The sequence below is a fragment of the Leifsonia aquatica genome, from assembly GCF_014190775.1.
Taxonomy (GTDB): Bacteria; Actinomycetota; Actinomycetes; order Actinomycetales; family Microbacteriaceae; genus Leifsonia; species Leifsonia aquatica.
Genome location: NZ_JACHVP010000001.1, coordinates 1,614,805 through 1,635,810, shown reverse-complemented (window position 1 = coordinate 1,635,810; position 21,006 = coordinate 1,614,805). Strand labels below are relative to the sequence as shown.

Here is a 21,006-nt window from a genome sequence, read left to right as displayed (position 1 = left end):
GAGTAAGAAGCGTGCTAAGTTATTTTCTATCTTGGCTAGACATTATGGTCGTTCGCACACGAGGAGGTCCGGATGACCCGCTTCGATTCCCGCATCGACCGGCCGGAGTCCGTCCGGATCCCGTCCGCCGACATCGAGGGCGGCCTCGCCGCCGTCGACGGCCGGCTCGCCGCGTTCTTCGCGGAGCGCATCGCAGCCTCGGCGGCGTACGGGGACGACTACCAGCACCTGTGGTCCAGCGCCCGCGCCGCCGCGGACGGCGGCAAGCGGATGCGCCCGCGTTTCGTCCTCGCGGCCCTCGCGGCGCTGGGCGGGGAGATCGACGCCGCGGCGATCGACACCGCCACCGCTTTCGAGCTGCTCCACACCGCCTTCCTGCTCCACGACGACGTCATCGACGGCGACACCGTCCGCCGCGGCCGGCCCAACCTCTCCGGCGAATTCGCGGCCGACGCCGCGACACACGGCACGCCGCGTCCGCAGGCGCGCCTCTGGGGGGAGTCCGCGTCGATCCTGGCCGGCGACCTCCTTCTGCACGCAGCGACGGCGCTCGTCGGCCGCCTCGACATCCCGGCGGCCGCACGCGGTCGTCTGCTCGACGTCCTGGACCATTCGGTGGTCGTCACCGCCGCCGGTGAGCTGGCCGATGTGGGGCTCGCGATCGGGCTGACCACGCCGTCCCTGCCGGCCGTCCTGGGGATGACCGAGCGCAAGACCGCCGCCTACTCCGTCGCCGGCCCTGTCATGGCCGGGACGATCCTCGCCGGTGGCGACGACGGCCTGCTCGCGGTGCTGGCCGATTACGGCCGGCTCGTCGGGACGGCGTTCCAGCTCGGCGACGACCTCCTGGGCATCTACGGGGACCAGCAGCACACCGGCAAGAGCGTGCTGAGCGATCTCCGTGAGGGCAAGAAGACCACCCTCATCGCCTTCGCCCGCAGTACCGACAGCTGGCCGGAGATCGCGGCCGGCCTCGGCCGCGACGACCTCTCCGCTCCGGAGGCCGCCGCACTCGCGGACATCCTGGAGCGCTGCGGCGCCCGCCGCTTCGTCGAACGCCTCATCGCCGACCACGTCGACCAGGCGGTCGCCGCGATCGACGTGCCCGAGGTGCCGTCGGGCCTCGCCGCCGAGCTCACCACGATCGCCCGCAGCTGCGTCGGGAGGATCCGATGACCCGCACACCCGTCGCCTCCACGCCCTCGGCCTCGGCGCAGCCGACCGACCTGGCGCTGTACACACGCGCCGCGCACGCCGGCGCCGCGACCATCATCCGCGAGTACTCCACCTCGTTCGGGATGGCGACGCGGCTGCTCGGCGCGGAGGTGCGCCCGCGGGTGGAGGACGTCTACTCGCTCGTCCGGGTCGCCGACGAGATCGTCGACGGCGCGGCCGCCGAGGCCGGGCTCTCCGTCGCAGACCAGCGCGACCTCCTCGACGCCCTCGAAGCCGACACCGAGCGGGCCATGCGCACCGGTTACAGCGCCAACGTCGTCGTCCACTCCTTCGCGTCGACCGCCCGCGCCTCCGGCTTCGGCGCCGAGCTCACCCGCCCGTTCTTCGCGTCCATGCGGCGGGACCTCAGCCCGGTCGACTTCACGGCCGAGGAGCTCAGCGCCTACATCTACGGCTCGGCCGAGGTGATCGGACTGATGTGCCTCTCCGCCTTCCTGGCGGGCCGCCCGGTCGCCGACGAGACGCGCCGGCGGCTCGAGATCGGCGCGCAGCGGCTCGGCTCGGCGTTCCAGAAGATCAACTTCCTCCGCGACCTCGCGGTCGACTACGCGGAGCTCGGCCGCAGCTACTTCCCGGGCATCGACCCCTCCCGGCTGACCGAACGGCAGAAGCTCGCCCTCGTAGTCGACATCGACTGCGACCTGGGCGCTGCCGCCGACGTCATCCCGGAGCTGCCGGACAACTGCCGCCGCGCGGTCCTCGCCGCCCACGGTCTCTTCGCCGAGCTGAGCGATCGCATCCGCTCCACCCCGGCCGAGGAACTCCTCACGCGGCGTGTCAGCGTACCGACGCGCACCAAGCTCGCCATCCTCGTCCGCGCCGGCGCGGGGTCTCGTCGGTGACCGGCCGGCGGCGGGTCGTCGTGATCGGCGGCGGGATCGCCGGTCTCGCGTCAGCGGCCCTCCTGGCCCGCGACGGCCACGACGTGACCCTCCTCGAGCAGTCCGCCGTCGTCGGCGGACGCGCAGGCTCATGGGAGCACGATGGGTTCCGCTTCGACACCGGTCCGTCCTGGTACCTGATGCCGGAGGTCTTCGACCACTTCTTCGCCCTGATGGGGACCAGCACGGCCGAGCAGCTCGACCTCGTCACCCTGGACCCCGGCTACCGCGTCTTCTCGGAGGACGGGAGGCCGCCGCTCGACGTGCGCGCGGACGGCGCCGCCAACCGTGCGTTGTTCGAGAGCGTCGAGCCGGGAGCGGGCGCAGCGCTCGACCGCTACCTCGCCCGTGCACGCGAGACCTACCGCATGGCCGTCTCGTCGTTCCTCTACGGCACGTTCGCCTCGTTCCGGCCGCTGCTGACGCGGTCGCTCCTACGCCGCTCCGGCCGCCTCGTGCGGTTGCTGCTCGAACCGCTCGACCGGTACGCCGCCGGCTACGTGCGGGATGTGCGGCTCCGGCAGATCCTCGGCTATCCCGCGGTGTTCCTCGGCACCTCTCCCGATCGCGCGCCGAGCATGTACAGCCTGATGAGCCACCTCGACCTCGACGACGGCGTCCGCTATCCGATGGGCGGCTTCACCGCCCTCATCGGCCGGGTCGCCGCGCTCGCGGCGGAGGCCGGTGCACGCATCGTCACCGAAGCGCGCGTGACCGCGATCCGCACCGCGGGCGGGAACGCCGCCGCGCGCGCGACGGGGGTCTCCTACGTCGACGCATCAGGTACTCCGCGCGAGCTCGATGCAGACGTGGTGGTCTCGGCCGCCGACCTGCACCACACCGAGACGCGGCTGCTCCCGCCGGAGCTGCGCACGCATCCCGAGCGCGTCTGGGAGAAGCGCAACCCCGGGCCGGGTGCGGTCCTCGTCATGCTCGGGATCCGCGGGAGGCTCCCGCAGCTCACGCACCACAACCTGTTCTTCACCACCGACTGGGCGGCCAACTTCGAGCGCATCTACGGGTCCGAGCCGGGAATCCCGGACCCGGCCTCGCTCTACGTCTGCATGCCGAGCGCGACCGACCCGGGCGTCGCGCCGGAGGGGTACGAGAACCTGTTCGTGCTCGTACCCGTCCCCGCCGACGAGTCCATCGGCTCGGGAGGTGTGGACGGCGCGGGCGACCGCCTCGTCGAACGCACCGCCGACGCCGCGATCGCGCAGGTCGCGGCGTGGGCCGGCATCCCCGACCTCGCCGACCGCGTCGTCGTCCGTCGGACGGTCGGGCCCGAGGACTTCGCCCGGGAAGTGAACTCCTGGAGCGGGGGAGCGCTCGGGCCGGCGCACACGCTGCGGCAGAGCGCCTTCTTCCGCCCGCGCAACGCCTCCTCGCGCGTCGACGGCCTGTTCTACGCGGGATGCTCGACCATCCCGGGCATCGGTCTGCCGATGTGCCTGATCAGCGCCGAGCTCGTCGTGAAGCGGATGCGCGGCGACGTCTCCGCCACGCCGATGCCCGAGCCGCTCGTCGCGACGGCCTCGCGGTCGGAGCGCGTGCCGTGAGCCTGATCTATCTGGGCGCCCTGCTCGTCTCGCTCGCGGCGATGGTGCTGCTCGACCGGCGCTTCCGGCTCGTCTTCTGGCGGGACGCCCGCCGGGCGGGCATCACCCTCGCCATCGGCCTCCTGTTCTTCCTCGCGTGGGATGCGGCCGGGATCGCCCTGGGCATCTTCGCCCGCGGCGGGTCCCGCTTCATGACCGGCATCGAGGTCGCGCCGGAACTGCCGCTGGAGGAGATCTTCTTCCTCCTGTTCCTCTGCTATCTCACGCTGGTGCTCGTGTTCGGCGGCCGCACCCTTCTGGACCGGCGGAAGGCGGAGCGCTCGTGACCTACCTGTGGCTCAGCCTGGCCTTCCTCGCCGTGGCCGCGGTGGTCCTCGCCGTCGCCCTGACGCGGGCGCGCGATCGCCGCAGCCTCGTCCGGCGCTGGTGGCTGCCGGTGACGGTCGCCGGCGTGCTGATCGCGGTCCTGACCGCCGTCTTCGACAACCTGATGATCGGCGTCGGCCTGATGACCTACGGCGGCGCCCACCTGGCCGGCCTGCGGCTCGGGCTCGTCCCGATCGAGGACTTCGCCTACCCACTCGCCGGGCTGCTCCTGCTCCCCGCCGTCTGGCTGCTCCTGCGTCGGCGATCGCGGGAGGAGGGATGACCACGGCCACCGCGCCCGCACCCTGGCGCCAGCTGCTGATCGCCTCCCGGCCGGTCAGCTGGATCAACACGGCCTTCCCCTTCGCCGCCGCGTACCTGCTCGCCACCGGGCACGTCGACCTGACGCTGGTGATCGGGACGCTCTACTTCCTCATCCCGTACAACCTCACGATGTACGGCGTGAACGACGTCTTCGACTACGAGTCCGACCTGCGCAACCCCCGCAAGGGCGGAGCGGAGGGCGCACTTCTCGACCGGGGGATGCACCGGCGCACGCTGATCGCCTCGGCCGTGAGCAGCCTCCCCTTCCTGATCTACCTCGTCCTCGTCGGGTCTCCGCTGTCGTGGCTGGTGCTCGCGGCGAGCGTCTTCGCCGTGCTCGCCTACTCGGTGCGGGGCCTCCGGTTCAAGGAGATCCCGTTCCTCGATTCCGCGACCTCCAGCTTCCACTTCAGCAGCCCGGCCCTGTACGGACTGGTGCTGGCGGGTGCCGTCTTCACCCCGCAGCTCTGGCTGGCGCTCCTGGCGTTCTTCCTCTGGGGCGTCGGCAGCCACGCGTTCGGCGCCGTGCAGGACGTGGTGCCCGACCGCGAGGGCGGCATCGCCTCCATCGCCACCGTGCTCGGTGCCGCCCGCACCACCCGCTTCGCCATCGGAGCGTGGGCGCTCGCCGGGGTGTGCGTGCTCTTCACCGCGTGGCCCGGGCCGCTCGCAGCGATCCTCGCCGTGCCGTACATCCTGGCGGCCGCGCCGTTCTGGTCCGTCACGGACGCGCAGTCGAGCGCCGCCAACCGGGGCTGGCGGCGCTTCCTCTGGATCAACTACGCGTGCGGTTTCCTCGTGACCATGCTGCTGATCGGCTACGCCCTGCGCTGACGGGGAAGGCTGACGGTGGTCGTCAGGAGCGCGCCGGGAGCTGCTGGAGCGACCACGCGTTGCCGTCCGGGTCCGTGAACGTCACGAACCGGCCCCACGCGAGATCGGCGACGCCCTGCGCCTCCACGCCGTTCTCCTGGAGGTGCGCGAGGGCCTCGTCGGCGTCGGGGATCACGATCTGCAGCCCCTGCATGGTGCCGGGCGCCATCTCGGAGAGCCCCTCGCCGAACGCGATGGAGCACGCGGAGCCGGGAGGCGTCACCTGCACGAACCGCAGGGTGGGGGAGACGCGCTGGTCGTGGTCGGCGTTCCAGCCGAGGGTGTCGACGTAGAACGCCTTCGCCCGGTCGACGTCGCCGACGGGGAGGATGACGAGCTCGATGCGCCAGTCGCTGATGGCCATGATCTGCCTTTCGGTCCGTGTTTCCGGTGTACCACCAGGCTAGGCACGCTTGCGGTCAGATTCCGTCCGCAATCGGATATCGAGCAAACGCCCGGTCCGGCGCGCTATCGTCGGAGACCGAGCCTCCCCAGACGACCGAAGGATCTCCGACCGAATGAGCGACAGCCCCGCCGCAGCCACCCCCTACGAGGTGCTCGGCGTCCGCTCCACCGCGACGCAGGAGGAGTTGCGGCGCGCGTACCGCCGCCTCGCCCGGCAGACGCATCCCGACACCGGTGGCTCCGCCGCCGCGTTCCAGGCGGTGCAGGAGGCGTGGGAGCTGGTCGGCGACCCCGAGGACCGCGCGCGTTACGATCGCGGCGAGACCGTCACCGTCGACGCGGTCGCCGGTGGCTACGACGGCGACGGCGGCGGGTTCAGTGCGACCTTCCACTCCGCGCGCTCGGCGCGCGGTGCTACCGTGCGCGCCCGTAGTTACGGACACCCGGGTGGTCGCGCCCGCGAGCGATACCTGTCCCTCCTGCGCGAATGGGTGGGCCGCGGCGCCGAGCTCGACGACCCCTACGACCCCGCGCTCGTCCGCTCCGCGCCGCGCGAGATCCGCGGTCTGCTCGCCGAGGCCCTGGCCGAGGAGGCCACCGCGCGGGCCGTCTCCGGGCTCGGGATCGGCTTCACGATCTGGAACGACGTGGCCGTGCACCCGTCGTCCGACGCCAAGATCGATCACATCGTCCTGGGGCCGGCCGGTCTCTTCGCCCTCCGGTCCGCCGACTGGGGCACCGAGGTCAAGCTCGCCAAGGGGGAGCTGGTGGGTCCGGGGATCGCGGACGGCGAGGAGCCGTTCCACGACCTCCACCGCGCGGCGAAGAGCTTCGGGCGCCAGGCGGGCGTGCGCTTCACCACCCTCATCGTCGTGGTGCCCGACAACGCCCTCGCGGTCCCGTTCGACGTCGTGCAGCGCGGGCGCCTCTCCGGCTCGCTCGTCGTGCGACGCTCTCTGCTGCCCACGATCCTCCGCGACGGGGCCAACGCGGCCGCGCGCGAGAGCGTCGACCGCGCGTTCGAACTGCGCACCCGCCTGCAGGAGTCCATCCGCTTCGTCTAGACGCCTGCCCCGCCGAGGAGCAGAGTGGAGACATGGTGACCCCTCTCGACATCTTCAGCGGCTTCAGCGTCAGTGACATCGACGCGGCCCGCACGTTCTACCGCGACATCCTCGGCCTCGATGTGACGGACGGCCCGATGGGCAACCTCGACATCGCGCTGCCCGCCGGCTCCCACGTCTTCGTCTACCCGAAGCCGGACCACGAGCCCGCGACGTTCACCATCCTCAACCTCGTGGTGGACGACATCGATGCGGCCGTCGACGACCTCAACGCCCGCGGGGTGTCCACGACGATCTACGACGACGAGCGGCTGCCGACCGACGAGAAGGGCGTCCTGCGCGGGCGCAGTCAGAACCGCGGCCCCGACATCGCCTGGTTCCGCGACCCCGCGGGCAACGTGCTCTCGGTGCTGCAGGACTAGTGGAGCTGCACGGCTAGTCCCGCAACCGCTCGCGGAGTCCCATCGCGTCGTAGGGCGCGCGCACCTTCACGTCGTTGTCGAAGTACGCGTACACGTCGAGGCCGTCGTCGAGCCAGCCCCGGGCATCGGCCGCCCAGCGGTCCAGGGCCGCATCGGTGTAGCCGCTCGTGTAGAGCTCCTCGTCGCCGTGCAGCCGCACGTAGACGAAGTCGGTCGTCACCTCGCGCAGGAGCGGGTAGCGGCCGGCCGTGTCGGCCACCACGACGGCGACACCGTGCTCGCGGGCGATCCGCGCGAACGCCGGATCGGCGAACGACGGGTGCCTCGCCTCCACCGCGTGCCGCAGCGGCCGATCGGCCGGCGTCGCCGCATCGCGTCTGTCCTCGTCCAGGGTGCTCTCGCCAGCCAGCGCGGCGGCCTCCGTCGTCGTCTTCGGCAACGAATCGAGGAAGGCGTGCAGCGCGTCCGGATCGAGCGGGAGGTTCGGCGGCAGCTGCCAGAGCAGCGGGCCGAGCTTGGGTCCGAGCGTCAGCATCCCGGAGGCGAAGAAGTTGGCGAGCGCCTCCCGGGTGTTCTTCAGCCGGAGGATGTGGGTGATGTAGCGGCCGCCCTTGACCGCGAACACGAAGTCGTCCGGCGTCTCCGCCGCCCACTTGCGCCAGCTCGACGGGCGCTGCAGCGAGTAGAAGCTGCCGTTGAGCTCGATCGAGTCGAGCCTCTCGGCGGCGTACGCGAGCTCGGCGCGGTGGGGGAGACCCTTCGGGTAGAAGACGCCGCGCCAGGGAGCGTAGGTCCAGCCGGCGATGCCGACCCGGGCCGTCCCGCGCGCCGAGGCCGCCATCAGTGCCCCCGCAGCTGCTCGATCAGACGGCGGTCGCGTTTCGTCGGGCGCCCGGCTCCGCGCTCGCGGGTCACGTCGGTCGGAGCCTCGGTCGCGGGCGGGGGAGGCGGGGTCCGGTCCTCGAAGCAGTCAGCGGCGACCGCTGCGCCCACGCGCTTGACGATGAGCCGTCGCGCGATGTAGATCTTCTCCGACCCGGCGACGAACGCGCGGACCTCGTCGCCGACCTTCACGGACTGCGAGGGCTTCGCCCGCTCGCCGTTGACCTTCAGATGACCGGCCTTGCAGGCGTCCGAGGCAGCCGAGCGCGTCTTGAAGAGGCGCACGGCCCACGCCCACGAGTCGACGCGGACGCTCGACGGCTCGGGCACGATCAGACCGCGACGGGTGCGGCGGACTCGGCCGCGGCCTCCTCGGCCAGCTCCGCCTTCCACTTCACCAGGCTGCGGACGGTGCGGCTGCGATCGGTCGCGAGCTTCTCCATCACGTCCGCCGGCACGAAGTAGTTCACGGCGACCCAGCCGCGCACCGTCTCGGAGCGGTCGTCCGCGAGCGCGCGGAGGATGTCACAGGGCGTCGCCTCGTTCTTCGCCACGCAGCCGCGCACGCCCTCATCGGGGTCCTTCGCGAGGGTCTCGAAGAGGTCGACAGGGGTGTTGTAGCTGCTCGCGACAGCCTCCCGGATCTTCGGGTTCGTGTCGGTGGCGAGCAGCCGCAGCCGACGGATCTTGCTCTCCGTCACCTCGGGCGAGGGATGCAGCGCCGCCGCCTCCTCGGCCGTGAGCATCGCCGGGCTGTGCTCACGCATCGCCTGGCGCTGGGCAGGGGTGTTGAACCGGATGCACGACATACCTCCACGGTACGCGCTCGACGCCGGGTGCGCCCGGATCACCCGCCGTGATCCGCGGCGCGCGGTACCGTGAATGCATGGAACAACTGCTGAAGCGGGTCGACCGCCTCGCGGGCGGCCGCCACGCGGAGTACGTGGTGCCCGCGGAGGGGCGCGACCACCCGCGCACGCGCCGCGCGTTCGTCGTCATCTTCTGGCTGCTCGTCGCCGAGCTGCTGATCGGCCTGGCCGCCGTCGTCGTCGCCGTGATCCTGACCGTGGGCGGCGAGACGCTGCCGTTCGCCGTGTGGATGCGCGCCCTCATCGTGCTCGCCATGACCGCCACGCTCTTCTACTTCGCCTGGCGCGCGCAGAAGGGCTACTACTGGGCGTACTCGCGCCTCCGGCTGTTCTCGAAGATCTTCCCCGTGGTGACGCTGGTGCTCGCGGCTATCCCCGGCCTCTACCCGCTCTGGATGGTGAGCGAGCAGATCCTGTTCAGCCTCCTGCTGATCGGCGTGGCCGACTACCTGGACTCCGACCACATGCGGTCGGTCTTCCCGAAGCCGGCGCGCCCCGTCACCGCGACGTCCTGACCGCTACGGAGCGGTGACCGGCTGCTCGTCACGGCTCCGCGGGAACCACGGGACGATCGGCGACGTACGGCGCTGGTACTCGGCGTACTCCGGGTAGCGCGAGCGGGAGATGCTCTCCGTGAAGACGGTGGAGCCGATGAAGAGCCCCGTGAGCAGCACCGGGCCGATGACGGTCCACTGGAGCACCGACCCGGCCGCGGCGCAGCCGATGAAGAAGAGCACCCACCACTGCGCCTGCTCGAAGAAGAAGTTGGGGTGGCGCGAGATGCGGAAGAGACCGGTCTGCAGGAACCGCGGCGACGGCGTCCGGCCGGCGGCGATCTCCGCCTTCTTCCAGCCGTGGAAGTCCCACTGCTGCTGGTCGGCGACCGTCTCGCCCACGAGGAAGGCGAGGAAGACGACGGCGAGCACGATGTCCAGGGGGCCCAGCGGCGTGCGGTGGTCGTAGGCCGTCCAGGCGGGCAGCGAGATCAGGAGCAGCAGCACGTTCTGGTAGATCACGATGAAGAAGAGGTTGAACAGCTGGAACGCCGCCGAGCCCATCCGCCCGCGCAGCACCTCCCAGCGGTAGTCCTCGCCGCCCGGCTTGTACCCGCCCTTGCGCGCGAAGTTGAAGGTCAGACGCGCACCCCACAGCGTGACCAGCCCGGCCATGAGGTTCAGGCGCGGGTCCTGCAGACCGGCGGCCCCGGCGAACACCCAGACGTACGCCAGCGGCACCAGCGACCAGATGCGGTCGACCCAGGAGTGCTCGTTGGTGATGAGGGAGAGGACCCACGTCACGAGACAGACGGCGGCCAGGATCCAGAGACAGACGATGAAGGGCTCCACGTCGTCATCCTAGGCCGTGGCCCATCCGTCAGTAGAGTGGAGGGGTGGATGGAGTCGGCGCACGCGAGGTGAGTTCCCGCGTCTGGACGATCCCGAACATCCTGAGCTTCGTCCGGCTCGCCCTGGTGCCGGTCTTCCTGGCGTTCGTGATCGCCGGCCTCGACGCGCTCGCGCTGCTCGTGCTGGTCGTCTCCAGCGTCACCGATTTCCTCGACGGCTACCTCGCCCGCCGGCTGAACCAGGTCTCCCGCCTCGGGCAGCTCCTCGATCCGGCCGCCGACCGGCTCTACATCTTCGCCGCCCTGATCGGCCTCGCCTGGCGCGAGGTCATCCCCTGGTGGCTGGTCGCCGTGATCGTCGCCCGCGACGTCATGCTCGCGGTGCTCGGCGTCATCCTCGCGAACCACGGCTTCGGCCCGCTGCCCGTGCACCACCTCGGCAAAGTCGCCACCTTCTGCCTGTTCTGGGCCCTCCCGCTGCTCATGCTGGGGGAGGCCTTCTCGGCCCTCGCGCCGTTCTCCCTGCCCCTCGGCTGGGCCTTCGCCCTGTGGGGCGCCTTCCTCTACTGGTGGGCCGGGATCGTCTATATCCGCGAAACCGCCCGCGTAATACGCCTTCCGGCCGATGACGGGGGCGCTCGATCGGATACGCTGGATCACGAGGAGGTTGACGGTGCCTGACGAGAACTACCTGACCGGACCGGCGGACGACGCCGGGAACAACCCCCTGCGTGATGCCGCGTCGGGGAATGAGGACACCACGGCTCGCTTCGGCGAGGACTTCGTGTCGAAGATGTACCCGCTCGACGGGGAGATCTCACCGGAGGAAGTGGAGGCGATCGGCGCGCTGCCCTCGGGCTCCGCTCTGCTGGTGGTCCGCCGCGGCCCGAACGCCGGCGCGCGGTTCCTCCTCGACGCCGACGTGACCACGGCCGGGCGTCACCCCAACGCCGAGATCTTCCTCGACGACGTCACCGTCTCGCGCCGCCACGCGGAGTTCACCCGCCGTGGCACGGCGTTCGAGGTGCGCGACCTGGGTTCGCTCAACGGCACGTACTACGACGGCGTCCGCATCGAGAGCGCGCTGCTCTCCGATTCGGCCGAGGTCCAGATCGGCAAGTTCCGCCTCACCTTCTACGCTTCGCGCCAAGACCTCGCCGCTTCGGCGAACGGCTAGTGGCCCGGCAAGCGGCGAGGGCGCCGGCCGCCTCGCGCGCCCTGCTGAGTATCGGCCAGGTCCTCGAGCGGCTGACCCCGGAGTTCCCCGACCTCTCGTCGTCGAAGCTGCGCTTCCTCGAGGAGCGCGGTCTGGTGGCGCCCGCCCGCACGGCGTCCGGCTACCGCAAGTTCTCCCCGGCTGACGTGGAGCGGCTGCGCACCGTCCTCGAGATGCAGCGCGACCACTACCTGCCGCTCAAGGTCATCAAGGCGTACCTCGCCGACCTCGACGCCGGTCTCGAACCGGCGCTGCCGGGTGGAGCCGCCGCGCCCTCGATGCTCGGCGACGATCGCCGGTTCGACCGTGACGAGCTGCTCCGCCGGACCGGGGCGACCCCGGACCTCTTGCAGCAGGCGGTGAGCGCCTCCCTCATCGCTCCCGCGGACGTCTACGGAGAAGACGCCCTCGTCGTCCTCGGCGCCCTCGTCGAGCTGGGCCGCACCGGGATCGAGCCGCGCCACCTGCGCGGATTCCGCGCCGCGGCCGAGCGCGAGATCGGGCTCATCGAGACCGCGCTGGTCCCGATCGCCCGCCGCAACGACGTCTCCAGCAAGGCGCGCACGGCCGAGCTGGCCCGCGAGATCGCCGGCCAGCTCGACGTCGTCCGCGGCAGCATCATCCGCTCCTCCCTCGACCGGATCCGCCCGTAACTGACGGATCCGCTCGACACGCCGACAGTGAATGGGCGGATGTCGTTGCCCGGGGCCTCCGGCATGGGTACCGTTGATGAAGCGCCCCCACCGTCGGCGCACGATCCGAGAACGGGCGAGAGGCGAACATCATGAGCGAAGCGAGTCGTGACGACGGCGCCGCCCGGTACGACCTGGGCCTCCTGTTCACCGACGGCCTCCCCGACATGGACGACGCCAACGGCTATCGCGGAGCGGTCGCCGCTCGCGCGGCCGGCATCTCCTACCGGCAGCTCGACTACTGGGCCCGCACCGGCCTCGTCGAGCCGACCGTGCGCGGAGCGGCGGGCTCCGGCTCGCAGCGCCTCTACGGCTTCCGCGACATCCTCGTTCTGAAGCTCGTCAAGCGCCTCCTCGACACCGGGATCTCCCTGCAGCAGATCCGCACGGCCGTCAACCAGCTCCGGGAGTCCGGCGTGAGCGACCTCGCGCAGACCACCCTGATGAGCGATGGCGCGAGCGTCTACCTCTGCACGTCCAACGACGAGGTCATCGACCTCGTGAGCCGCGGCCAAGGCGTCTTCGGCATCGCCGTCGGCAAGGTCCTCCGCGAGGTGGAGTCCAGCCTGGTCGAGCTCGACACGCAGGGCGACTCCCTCGACGAACTCGCCCAGCGTCGCGCCAGCAAGTCCAAGGCGTCCTGACGACCGACATCGTCTGACCGGACGGTCCGCTGACGCGGGCCGTCCTTTTTCGTGCGGTTCAGAAGGGGCCGGTCAGGAGCCGCTGGTCAGGAGCCCGCGGTCGCGTACTCGCCGATGCGCGCGGTGCGCAGGACCCGCTCCAGGAGCAGGTCGAAGTTGTGCGCCATCTCCTGAGCGCTCTCGCCCGGCCAGACGTGCAGCGGCTTGGCCGCACCCTGCGCCTGCTGCAGCGAAGTGCGCTCCGGCAGCTGGGGGGCGAGCACGAGCGGCCCGAACATGTCGCGCAGCTCCTTGATGCGGAACTGGTGCTCGAGGGACTGCACCCGGGCGCGGTTGACGATGATGCCGAGCGGCTGGAGGCGCGGCGAGAGACCGCGGCGGATCTCCTCGATCGCACGCAGCGCACGGTCGGCCGCGGCGACGGAGAACAGGCCGGGCTCGGTGACGACGGCCACACGGTCGCTGGCCGCCCACGCGGTGCGCGTGAGGGCGTTGAGCGACGGGGCGCAATCGATGAGGACGAGCTCGTAGTCGTGCTCGACGTTGGCCAGCGCCTCCTCGAGCTTCCAGATGTCGCGGATGCTCGGGTGCGGCCCGTCGAAGTTGATCGCGGACGGGCTGCCGATCATGACGTCGATCTTGCCGGCACGGCCCCTGGTCCAGCCGGAGGGGGCGATCGCGGCGCGCACGATCTTCTCCTTCGGGGAGGCGAGCACGTCGGCCACGTTCAGGTGACCGGCGACCTGGATGTCCATGCCGGTCGAGACGTCGGACTGCGGGTCGAGGTCGACGACCAGCGTCCGCAGACCTTTCGCGAACGCCGCCGAGGCCAGCCCGAGCGTCACCGTGGTCTTTCCGACACCGCCCTTGAGGGAACTAACGCTGAGTACGTGCACGAGAGCCACGTTACCTTCACTAGTCTTAGAGAACCTAACCGTTTGCTGTGTGGTGTCGCCCCCTGCTCGAAAGGTTCCCATGTTCAGAAAGATCCTCGTCGCCAATCGCGGAGAAATCGCCATCCGGGCGTTCCGCGCCGCCTATGAGCTGGGCGCAGAGACCGTCGCCGTCTTCCCGTACGAAGACCGCAACTCGATGCACCGCCTGAAGGCCGACGAGGCGTACCAGATCGGCGAGCCGGGCCACCCCGTGCGCGCCTACCTGGACGTGAGCGAGATCATCCGCGTCGCCCAGGAGTCCGGCGCCGACGCCATCTACCCCGGCTACGGCTTCCTCTCCGAGAACCCGGAGCTCGCCGAGGCGGCACGCGCCGCGGGCATCACCTTCATCGGCCCGCGTGCCGAGGTCCTCGAGATGGCCGGCAACAAGGTCACCGCGAAGGAGCACGCGATCGCCGCCGGCGTTCCCGTGCTGAAGTCCACCCCGCCGTCGCGCGACATCGACGAGCTGCTCGCCGGGGCCGACGCGATCGGGTTCCCGATCTTCGCCAAGGCGGTCGCGGGAGGCGGCGGGCGCGGGATGCGCCGCGTCAACACCAAGGCCGAGCTGCGCGGGGCGCTCGAGGAGGCCATGCGCGAGGCGGACAGCGCCTTCGGCGACCCCACCATGTTCCTGGAGCAGGCCGTGCTGCGCCCGCGCCACATCGAGGTGCAGATCCTGGCCGACGGCGCCGGGGACACCATGCACCTGTTCGAGCGCGACTGCTCGGTGCAGCGCCGGCACCAGAAGGTCGTCGAGATCGCTCCGGCCCCGAACCTGTCCGAGGACATCCGCCAGGCGCTCTACCGCGACGCGATCGCCTTCGCCCGCTCCATCGGCTACGAGAACGCGGGAACCGTCGAGTTCCTCCTGGACACCGCGGGCGAGCGCGCCGGCGAGCACGTCTTCATCGAGATGAACCCGCGCATCCAGGTCGAGCACACGGTGACGGAGGAGATCACCGACGTCGACCTCGTGCAGGCGCAGATGCGCATCGCAGCGGGGGAGACCCTCGCCGACCTCGGCCTCAGCCAGGAGACGGTGCACGTCCGCGGCTCCGCCCTGCAGTGCCGCATCACCACGGAGGACCCCACCGCGGGCTTCCGCCCCGACACCGGCAAGATCACCACCTACCGCTCCCCGGGCGGCGGCGGCATCCGTCTCGACGGCGGAACCATCAGCCCCGGCTCGCAGATCAGCCCGCACTTCGACTCGATGCTCGCCAAGCTCATCTGCCGCGGCCGCGACTTCCCGTCCGCCGTGTCGCGCGCCCGTCGCGCGCTGGCCGAGTTCCGCGTCCGCGGCGTCGCCACGAACATCCCGTTCCTCCAGGCCGTCCTCGAGGACCCGGACTTCATCGCCGGCAACGTCTCGACCTCCTTCATCGAGGAGCGCCCCGAGCTCTTCAAGGGCCGCGTCTCCAAGGACCGCGGCACCAAGGTCCTCAACTGGCTCGCCGATGTCACCGTCAACCAGCCGAACGGCGCCCGCCCCGAGACCGCGGAGCCCACCGACAAGCTCCCGCGCATCGACCTGAGCGCGCCCGCCCCGGCCGGCTCGCGTCAGCGCCTGCTGGAGCTCGGCCCGAAGGGCTTCGCGGAGGCGCTGCGCGCGCAGACCGCGCTGGCCGTCACCGAGACGACCTTCCGCGACGCGCACCAGTCGCTGCTCGCGACCCGCGTCCGCACCAAGGACCTCGTCGCCGTGGCGCCGTACGTCGCACGCATGACCCCGGAGCTGCTCTCCGTCGAGGCGTGGGGAGGTGCGACTTACGACGTCGCCCTCCGCTTCCTCGCCGAGGACCCGTGGGAGCGGCTCGCCACCCTGCGCGAGGCGCTGCCGAACATCAACATCCAGATGCTGCTGCGCGGCCGCAACACCGTCGGCTACACGCCGTACCCGACCAAGGTGACCGACGCCTTCGTGCGCGAGGCCGCCGCGACCGGCGTCGACATCTTCCGCATCTTCGACGCGCTCAACGACGTGTCGCAGATGCGCCCTGCGATCGAGTCGGTGCTCGCCACCGGCACCGCGATCGCCGAGGTCGCCGTCTGCTACACCGGCGACCTGCTCGACCCCGCCGAGGACCTCTACACCCTCGACTACTACCTGAAGCTCGCCGAGCAGATCGTCGAGTCGGGCGCGCACATCCTGGCCATCAAGGACATGGCCGGCCTGCTCCGGCCGTCCGCCGCCGAGAAGCTCGTCGCCGCGTTCCGCGAGCGCTTCGACCTCCCGGTGCACGTGCACACGCACGACACCCCGGGCGGCCAGCTCGCGACCCTCCTCGCCGCCGCCCGCGCGGGCGCCGACGCGGTCGACGTCGCCAGCGCCCCGATGGCCGGCACGACCAGCCAGCCGAGCGCCTCCGCCCTCGTCGCCGCGCTCGCGCACACCGAGCGCGACACCGGCATCTCGCTGACCGCCGTCGAGGACCTCGAGCCGTACTGGGAGGCCGTGCGCCACGTGTACGCGCCGTTCGAGTCCGGCCTGCCCGGCCCGACGGGACGCGTCTACAAGCACGAGATCCCGGGAGGCCAGCTCTCGAACCTGCGCCAGCAGGCCAAGGCGCTCGGCCTCGCCGACGACTTCGAGCTCGTCGAGGACATGTACGCCGCGGCCAACCAGATCCTCGGCCGCATCCCCAAGGTCACCCCGTCGTCGAAGGTCGTCGGCGACCTGGCGCTGCACCTCGCGGCCGTCCACGCCGACCCGGCCGACTTCGCCGAGAACCCGCAGAACTACGACATCCCGGACTCGGTCGTCGGGTTCATGGCGGGCGAGCTGGGCGAGCTGCCCGGCGGCTGGCCGGAGCCCTTCCGCACCAAGGTCCTCGCCGGCAAGACCGTCAAGGTCGGCGTGGAGGACGTGCCCGCGGAGGACGCCGCCGCGCTCGACGGTTCGAGCACCGAGCGCCGTGCCGCGCTCAACCGCCTGCTGTTCCCGGCCCCGACCCGGATCTACGAGCAGATGCGCGAGCTGTTCGGCGACCTGTCGGTCGTCGACTCCCTCGACTACCTCTACGGCCTCAAGCAGGGCTCGGAGCACGTCATCGAGTTCAGCAAGGGCGTGCGCCTGTACATCGGGCTCGAGGCCATCGGCGAGGCGGACGAGAAGGGCATGCGCACCGTGATGACCACGCTCAACGGCCAGCTGCGCCCCGTCTTCGTGCGCGACCGCGGCATCGAGGTCGAGGCGAAGGCGGCCGAGAAGGCCGACACCGCCAAGCCGGGCCAGGTCGCCGCGCCGTTCTCGGGCGTCGTCACCCTGCAGGTCGCGGTCGGCGACCGCGTCGAGGCGGGCCAGGCGGTCGCGTCGATCGAGGCCATGAAGATGGAGGCGGCGATCACCGCTCCCATCGCCGGAACGATCGAGCGCCTCGCCGTGCCGAAGACCCAGCAGGTCGACGCCGGGGACCTCCTGGTCGTGATCACCCCCGCCTAGCGCCGTACAATGACGCAGTCGCCTCCGCCGGAGGCAGAAGGAGACCGAAGAACGTGGCACAGAAGCCGGAGGAGCCGGAACGCCGCGACCTCGCGCCCCTGGACGACGAGCTCACGCTCACGACGCCGGAGACGCTGAGCATCGCGGTGGACCTTCCGCCGACCCCTCCGCGCGAGGTGCCGGACGACGAGGCCGCCGTGGCGATCGACGACGTCCCGGTCGACCCGGGATTCGTCGCCTCGCCGACGGAGCCGACCACCATGTCGGTCGCCATCGTCGCCTCGCGGCTCGCCGCCGCCACGGCGGAGGCCGAGGCGGCCGAGGCCGCTGCCGCCGAGCCGGTCGTCCCGCTCCCGGGCGGCGACGCGTCGCGGCACGAGCAGTACGGCCAGTCGCGACGCGACCGGATGCGCGGCGAGCACTCGACGCAGCCCGAGCCGGCGGCGATGCTGACGGCCGACCGGCTGCTCGAGGTCAACCGCAAGACGCGGCCGGGCCCGGAAGGGCCGTGGCAGCGCTTCGTCTACAACGCGACCTTCCGGACTGTGAACCTCGGCGACTCCGCCAAGGTGCGGGCCCGCAAGGAGCTCGACCACCGCATCCAGAAGCAGTTCGAGGGCGGCACCCGGTTCGTGCCGGTGCTCACCCGCAAGGGCGGCGTCGGCAAGACCACGGTCACCACGCTGCTCGGGATGGCGCTGGCCGACGCCCGCGAGGACCGCATCGTCGCCATCGACGCGAACCCGGACCGCGGAACGCTCTCGGAGCGTGTGCCGAAACAGACCAGGGCGACCGTGCGCGACGTGGTCCACAAGGCCGCCAGCATCAACGGCTTCACCGACTTCTCGGCCCTCGTCTCCCGCGACGAGACGCGTCTCGACATCCTGGCCTCCGACACGGATCCGATGCTCTCGGAGGCGTTCGACGAGAACGACTACAACGTCGTCGCCGACCTCTCCGCACGCTTCTACTCGATCGTGCTGACGGACTGCGGCACCGGCATCGTCCACTCGGTGATGCGCGCCACGCTGCAGCGGGCCGACTCGCTCGTGATCGTCTCCGGCGGCAGCGTCGACGAGGCGCGCCTCGCCTCCGAGACCCTGACCTGGCTCGACGCGAACGGCTACGGCGAGCTCGTCCGCAACGCCATCGTCGCGCTCAACACCGCGACGCAGGGGACGAACCTGGTCAAGCTCGAGGAGATCGAGGCGCACTTCCGCTCGCGCGTCCGCGAGATCGTGCGCATCCCGTACGACCCGCAGCTCGCCGCCGGCTCGGTGGTGCAGTGGAAGGGGCTCAAGCCGCTGACCAAGCTCTCCGCCCGCACGCTCGCGGCGCTCGTCGTCGAGGGCCTGCCCGCCGAGCGCGACTGAGCCCGACCGCCCCGTCCGCACCACCGAGGAGTAGTACCCGTGACCGAGCGTCAGATCCGCATTTTCGGCGACCCCGTCCTGAAGACCCCGTCCCTGCCCGTCGGCGAGCTCGACGAGGGCGTGCACGGGCTCGTCGAGGACCTGGTCGACAGCGTCCTCCCGCCCGGGCGCGCCGGCGTGGCCGCGCCGCAGATCGGTGTCAACCTGCGCGCCTTCAGCTACAACGTGGACGGCGAGGTCGGCTACGTGATCAACCCCGAGCTCGTCGAGGTGTCGGGCGAGCCCGAGCTGGTCGACGAGGGCTGCCTCTCGGTCCCGGGCCTGTGGTTCAAGACCCTGCGCTACCCGTTCGCCCGGGTGCGCGGGATCGACGTCGACGGCAACGAGATCGAGGTGTCGGGCACCGGCGTCATGGCGCAGGCGCTCCAGCATGAGACCGACCACCTCGACGGCAAGCTGTACCTCGACCGGCTCGACAAGGAGACGCGGCGCGAGGCGATGAAGCAGGTCCGCGAGAGCGACTGGTTCTGACGCGCGGCCGCCTAGACTGACCGTATGCGCATCGCGGTCACCGGAGGATCAGGCAAGCTCGGACGCACGGTCGTCCGCGAACTGAGGGTGGGCGGCGACGACGTCGTCAACCTCGATGCGGCGGGGGAGCGCGGTCCGGGCTTCGTGAAGGTCGACCTGACCGACTACGGACAGACGCTCGACGCGATCCTCGGCGTCGACGATCAGCACGACGGCTTCGACGCAATCGTGCACCTCGCGGCCATCCCTGCGCCCGGCATCCTGACCGACGCGGCGACCTTCCACAACAACATCCGCGCGACGTACAACGTCTTCCAGGCGGCGCGGCGGGCGGGCATCCGGAACATCGTCTACGCATCGAGCGAGACCGTGCTCGGCCTGCCGTTCGACGTGCCCCCGCCGTACATCCCCGTCGACGAGGACTACCCGGCCCGTCCCGAGTCGACCTACTCGCTCGTGAAGCATCTCGAGGAGCAGATGGCGATCGAGCTCGTGCGCTGGGACCCGGCGCTCAAGATCGTCGCGCTGCGGTTCTCGAACGTCATGGAACCGGCCGACTACGACGCGTTCCCGGGCTTCGACGACGACGCGCTGAAGCGCAAGTGGAACCTGTGGAGCTACATCGACGCGCGTGACGGCGCTCAGGCCGTCAAGCGGGCGCTCGACTGGGAGACGACCGGCTTCGACCGGTTCATCATCGCCGCCGGAGACAGCGTGATGAGCCGGCCGAACGCCGAGCTCGTCGCGGAGGTGTTCCCCGGCGTGCCGCTCAAGGGCGACCTCGGCGAGCACGACTCCCTCCTCTCCATCGCGAAGGCCCGCCGCGTTCTCGGCTATGCCCCGCAGCACTCCTGGCGCGACCCCCGCTGATCCCCGCCCGCGACATTCGTGCCGAATGTCGACTTAGCGCGCCGCTATCTCGCGATTCGTGCCGAATGTATCCTCCCCAGGAGGAGGTGCCTGCGGCGGTTCTCCACAGAACCGACGGGGGGCGTCCGGCGGCGGGATCGCGTTGTCACCATGAGGCATGCGAACTCCTCCACCCCTTCCCGCCGCACTCAGTGGAACCTCGTTCACCTCGTCGCATGCTCGCCGGGCGGGTGTCAGTGCGTCGCGGCTGCGTGCACGCGACCTCCAGCATCCCTTCCACGGCGTGCACCTGTTGCGGCCGCCGAGCGACGTCATCGCGCGTTGTCTCGCCTACCTGCGCGTGATGCCCGGCGACGCGTTCTTCAGTCATCAGACGGCCGCAGCGCTGCTAGGGGTTCCCCTCCCTCCCGGGATCGTCGAAGAGCAACTCCATGTCGCGGTCGCCTTCCCGCGCACGCCGCCGCGGGGTCGGGGCGTCGTCGGCCACAGCCTCGGAAGCGTGGAGGGCTTTCTCGTGGGGGATCTCCCGATCTCGCAGCCGGCGCACGTCTGGTGCCAGATGTCGGGAGTCCTCGAACGCGAAGATCTCGTGGCTGCCGGCGATTTCTTGGTGGGCGGTCGAAATCGGAGTCCTCTGGTCACGGACGACGATCTCGCCGCGCTAGCGGCAGACTTGCACCGCACCAAGGGCGCACGATCGCGAACCTGGGCGCTTCAGCGCATCCGCTTCGGTGCGGACTCTCGGCCGGAGTCGCTCTTGCGGTTGCTGCTCGAGGGCCTGGGACTGGAGGGAGTGCACGTCAATGCGCCGATCGGCGTCGACGGCGGCCGACTCGTCCTGCATCCCGATCTGAGCGTCCCGCAGCTCCGCTTGGCGTTCGAGTACGAAGGGGACGGACATCGAGTGGATCAGCGACAGTGGTACCTCGACATCGAACGACGCGAGCTGCTCGAGGCCGAAGGGTGGCGGGTCGTCCGCGTCACCGCGCGGGACCTCTTCCACGAGCGCGCTGCCTTCGTGGAGCGCCTCCAACGATTCGTGCCGAATGTCGACTTTCAAGGGGCCTAAGTCAA

Annotated in this window: 24 protein-coding genes; 18 read left to right on the top strand and 6 right to left on the bottom strand. The window is 70.8% G+C overall.

Annotation, left to right across the window (positions count from 1 at the left end; all coding sequences use genetic code 11):
* Nucleotides 1-72 precede the first annotated feature (72 nt).
* Genes FHX33_RS07830 through FHX33_RS07805 form a run of 6 tightly spaced genes read left to right on the top strand, consistent with a single transcriptional unit; the run spans nt 73 to nt 5,200 of the window.
* On the top strand, nt 73-1,176 hold the full coding sequence (locus FHX33_RS07830; RefSeq protein ID WP_021765586.1) for a polyprenyl synthetase family protein: 1,104 nt from the start codon (nt 73-75) through the stop codon (nt 1,174-1,176).
* On the top strand, nt 1,173-2,078 hold the full coding sequence (locus FHX33_RS07825) for a phytoene/squalene synthase family protein (RefSeq protein ID WP_021765587.1): 906 nt from the start codon (nt 1,173-1,175) through the stop codon (nt 2,076-2,078). Before FHX33_RS07830 ends, FHX33_RS07825 begins: the two co-directional genes overlap by 4 nt.
* Nucleotides 2,075-3,676, top strand: coding sequence for a phytoene desaturase family protein (gene crtI / locus FHX33_RS07820; protein ID WP_021765588.1), 1,602 nt, complete (start codon nt 2,075-2,077; stop codon nt 3,674-3,676). Before FHX33_RS07825 ends, crtI begins: the two co-directional genes overlap by 4 nt.
* A complete protein-coding gene (locus FHX33_RS07815; protein WP_021765589.1) occupies nt 3,673-4,002 on the top strand; it encodes a lycopene cyclase domain-containing protein in 330 nt (109 codons plus the stop codon). Before crtI ends, FHX33_RS07815 begins: the two co-directional genes overlap by 4 nt.
* On the top strand, nt 3,999-4,325 hold the full coding sequence (locus FHX33_RS21530) for a lycopene cyclase domain-containing protein (RefSeq protein WP_021765590.1): 327 nt from the start codon (nt 3,999-4,001) through the stop codon (nt 4,323-4,325). Before FHX33_RS07815 ends, FHX33_RS21530 begins: the two co-directional genes overlap by 4 nt.
* Nucleotides 4,322-5,200 (top strand): prenyltransferase, encoded by an 879-nt coding sequence (locus FHX33_RS07805; protein WP_021765591.1) that lies wholly within the window; start codon nt 4,322-4,324, stop codon nt 5,198-5,200. Before FHX33_RS21530 ends, FHX33_RS07805 begins: the two co-directional genes overlap by 4 nt.
* Before the next feature lie 22 nt (nt 5,201-5,222).
* On the opposite strand, the gene FHX33_RS07800 is transcribed toward FHX33_RS07805, so the two are convergent.
* The gene (locus FHX33_RS07800) at nt 5,223-5,603 is read right to left on the bottom strand and encodes a VOC family protein (RefSeq protein ID WP_021765592.1); all 381 of its coding nucleotides are present in this window, start codon (nt 5,601-5,603) and stop codon (nt 5,223-5,225) included.
* A gap of 154 nt (nt 5,604-5,757) precedes the next feature.
* On the opposite strand from FHX33_RS07800, the gene FHX33_RS07795 reads away from it, so the two are divergent.
* Both FHX33_RS07795 and FHX33_RS07790 read left to right on the top strand, forming a co-directional pair.
* A complete protein-coding gene (locus tag FHX33_RS07795) occupies nt 5,758-6,708 on the top strand; it encodes a J domain-containing protein (protein ID WP_021765593.1) in 951 nt (316 codons plus the stop codon).
* A gap of 32 nt (nt 6,709-6,740) precedes the next feature.
* Nucleotides 6,741-7,130, top strand: a complete 390-nt coding sequence (locus FHX33_RS07790) for a VOC family protein (RefSeq protein WP_021765594.1) — start codon at nt 6,741-6,743, stop codon at nt 7,128-7,130.
* Between the two features lie 13 nt (nt 7,131-7,143).
* Here the strand turns inward: FHX33_RS07790 and FHX33_RS07785 are convergent, their stop codons facing one another.
* The 3 genes from FHX33_RS07785 to FHX33_RS07775 are packed head-to-tail and all read right to left on the bottom strand — an operon-like array spanning nt 7,144 to nt 8,821.
* The gene (locus FHX33_RS07785) at nt 7,144-7,971 is read right to left on the bottom strand and encodes a DUF72 domain-containing protein (protein ID WP_021765595.1); all 828 of its coding nucleotides are present in this window, start codon (nt 7,969-7,971) and stop codon (nt 7,144-7,146) included.
* Nucleotides 7,971-8,342: an RNA-binding S4 domain-containing protein gene (locus FHX33_RS07780; protein ID WP_021765596.1), complete on the bottom strand. Its 372-nt coding sequence runs from the start codon at nt 8,340-8,342 to the stop codon at nt 7,971-7,973. Before FHX33_RS07780 ends, FHX33_RS07785 begins: the two co-directional genes overlap by 1 nt.
* Before the next feature lie 2 nt (nt 8,343-8,344).
* Nucleotides 8,345-8,821, bottom strand: a complete 477-nt coding sequence (locus FHX33_RS07775) for a hypothetical protein (RefSeq protein WP_021765597.1) — start codon at nt 8,819-8,821, stop codon at nt 8,345-8,347.
* Between the two features lie 77 nt (nt 8,822-8,898).
* Here FHX33_RS07775 and FHX33_RS07770 point away from each other — a divergent pair, with 77 nt between their 5' ends.
* Nucleotides 8,899-9,396: a hypothetical protein gene (locus FHX33_RS07770; RefSeq protein WP_021765598.1), complete on the top strand. Its 498-nt coding sequence runs from the start codon at nt 8,899-8,901 to the stop codon at nt 9,394-9,396.
* A gap of 3 nt (nt 9,397-9,399) precedes the next feature.
* Here the strand turns inward: FHX33_RS07770 and FHX33_RS07765 are convergent, their stop codons facing one another.
* Entirely contained in the window at nt 9,400-10,227 is an 828-nt protein-coding gene (locus FHX33_RS07765) for a DUF1295 domain-containing protein (RefSeq protein WP_021765599.1), read from the bottom strand.
* A gap of 44 nt (nt 10,228-10,271) precedes the next feature.
* Between FHX33_RS07765 and FHX33_RS07760 the strand changes: the two genes are divergently transcribed.
* The 4 genes from FHX33_RS07760 (at nt 10,272) to FHX33_RS07745 (ending at nt 12,778) form a co-directional block, all read left to right on the top strand.
* Nucleotides 10,272-10,907 (top strand): CDP-alcohol phosphatidyltransferase family protein, encoded by a 636-nt coding sequence (locus FHX33_RS07760; RefSeq protein ID WP_039924305.1) that lies wholly within the window; start codon nt 10,272-10,274, stop codon nt 10,905-10,907.
* A 46-nt stretch (nt 10,908-10,953) separates the two neighbouring features.
* Nucleotides 10,954-11,403, top strand: coding sequence for an FHA domain-containing protein (locus FHX33_RS07755; RefSeq protein ID WP_169730366.1), 450 nt, complete (start codon nt 10,954-10,956; stop codon nt 11,401-11,403).
* Nucleotides 11,403-12,095 carry a transcriptional regulator FtsR gene (ftsR, locus tag FHX33_RS07750; protein WP_021765602.1) on the top strand — a complete coding sequence of 231 codons (693 nt, stop codon included), beginning with the start codon at nt 11,403-11,405 and terminating at the stop codon, nt 12,093-12,095. The genes FHX33_RS07755 and ftsR overlap by 1 nt, the downstream gene beginning before the upstream one ends.
* Before the next feature lie 131 nt (nt 12,096-12,226).
* Nucleotides 12,227-12,778, top strand: coding sequence for a MerR family transcriptional regulator (locus FHX33_RS07745; RefSeq protein ID WP_021765603.1), 552 nt, complete (start codon nt 12,227-12,229; stop codon nt 12,776-12,778).
* An 86-nt stretch (nt 12,779-12,864) separates the two neighbouring features.
* Here FHX33_RS07745 and FHX33_RS07740 read toward each other — a convergent pair whose 3' ends face one another.
* Entirely contained in the window at nt 12,865-13,674 is an 810-nt protein-coding gene (locus tag FHX33_RS07740) for a ParA family protein (RefSeq protein WP_039924314.1), read from the bottom strand.
* 79 nt (nt 13,675-13,753) lie between these two features.
* Here FHX33_RS07740 and FHX33_RS07735 point away from each other — a divergent pair, with 79 nt between their 5' ends.
* The 5 genes from FHX33_RS07735 to FHX33_RS07715 all read left to right on the top strand — a co-directional run bounded on the left by FHX33_RS07735 (nt 13,754) and on the right by FHX33_RS07715 (nt 21,001).
* The gene (locus tag FHX33_RS07735; RefSeq protein ID WP_183428317.1) at nt 13,754-17,158 is read left to right on the top strand and encodes a pyruvate carboxylase; all 3,405 of its coding nucleotides are present in this window, start codon (nt 13,754-13,756) and stop codon (nt 17,156-17,158) included.
* Nucleotides 17,159-17,211: 53 nt separating this feature from the next.
* Nucleotides 17,212-18,531: a nucleotide-binding protein gene (locus FHX33_RS07730; protein WP_183428316.1), complete on the top strand. Its 1,320-nt coding sequence runs from the start codon at nt 17,212-17,214 to the stop codon at nt 18,529-18,531.
* Nucleotides 18,532-18,570: 39 nt separating this feature from the next.
* Complete coding sequence (def, locus tag FHX33_RS07725; protein ID WP_021763324.1) at nt 18,571-19,062, top strand: peptide deformylase; 492 nt, start codon at nt 18,571-18,573, stop codon at nt 19,060-19,062.
* Between the two features lie 24 nt (nt 19,063-19,086).
* Nucleotides 19,087-19,932: an NAD-dependent epimerase/dehydratase family protein gene (locus tag FHX33_RS07720; protein WP_021763323.1), complete on the top strand. Its 846-nt coding sequence runs from the start codon at nt 19,087-19,089 to the stop codon at nt 19,930-19,932.
* A gap of 283 nt (nt 19,933-20,215) precedes the next feature.
* On the top strand, nt 20,216-21,001 hold the full coding sequence (locus FHX33_RS07715; RefSeq protein WP_021763322.1) for a hypothetical protein: 786 nt from the start codon (nt 20,216-20,218) through the stop codon (nt 20,999-21,001).
* Nucleotides 21,002-21,006 lie beyond the last annotated feature (5 nt).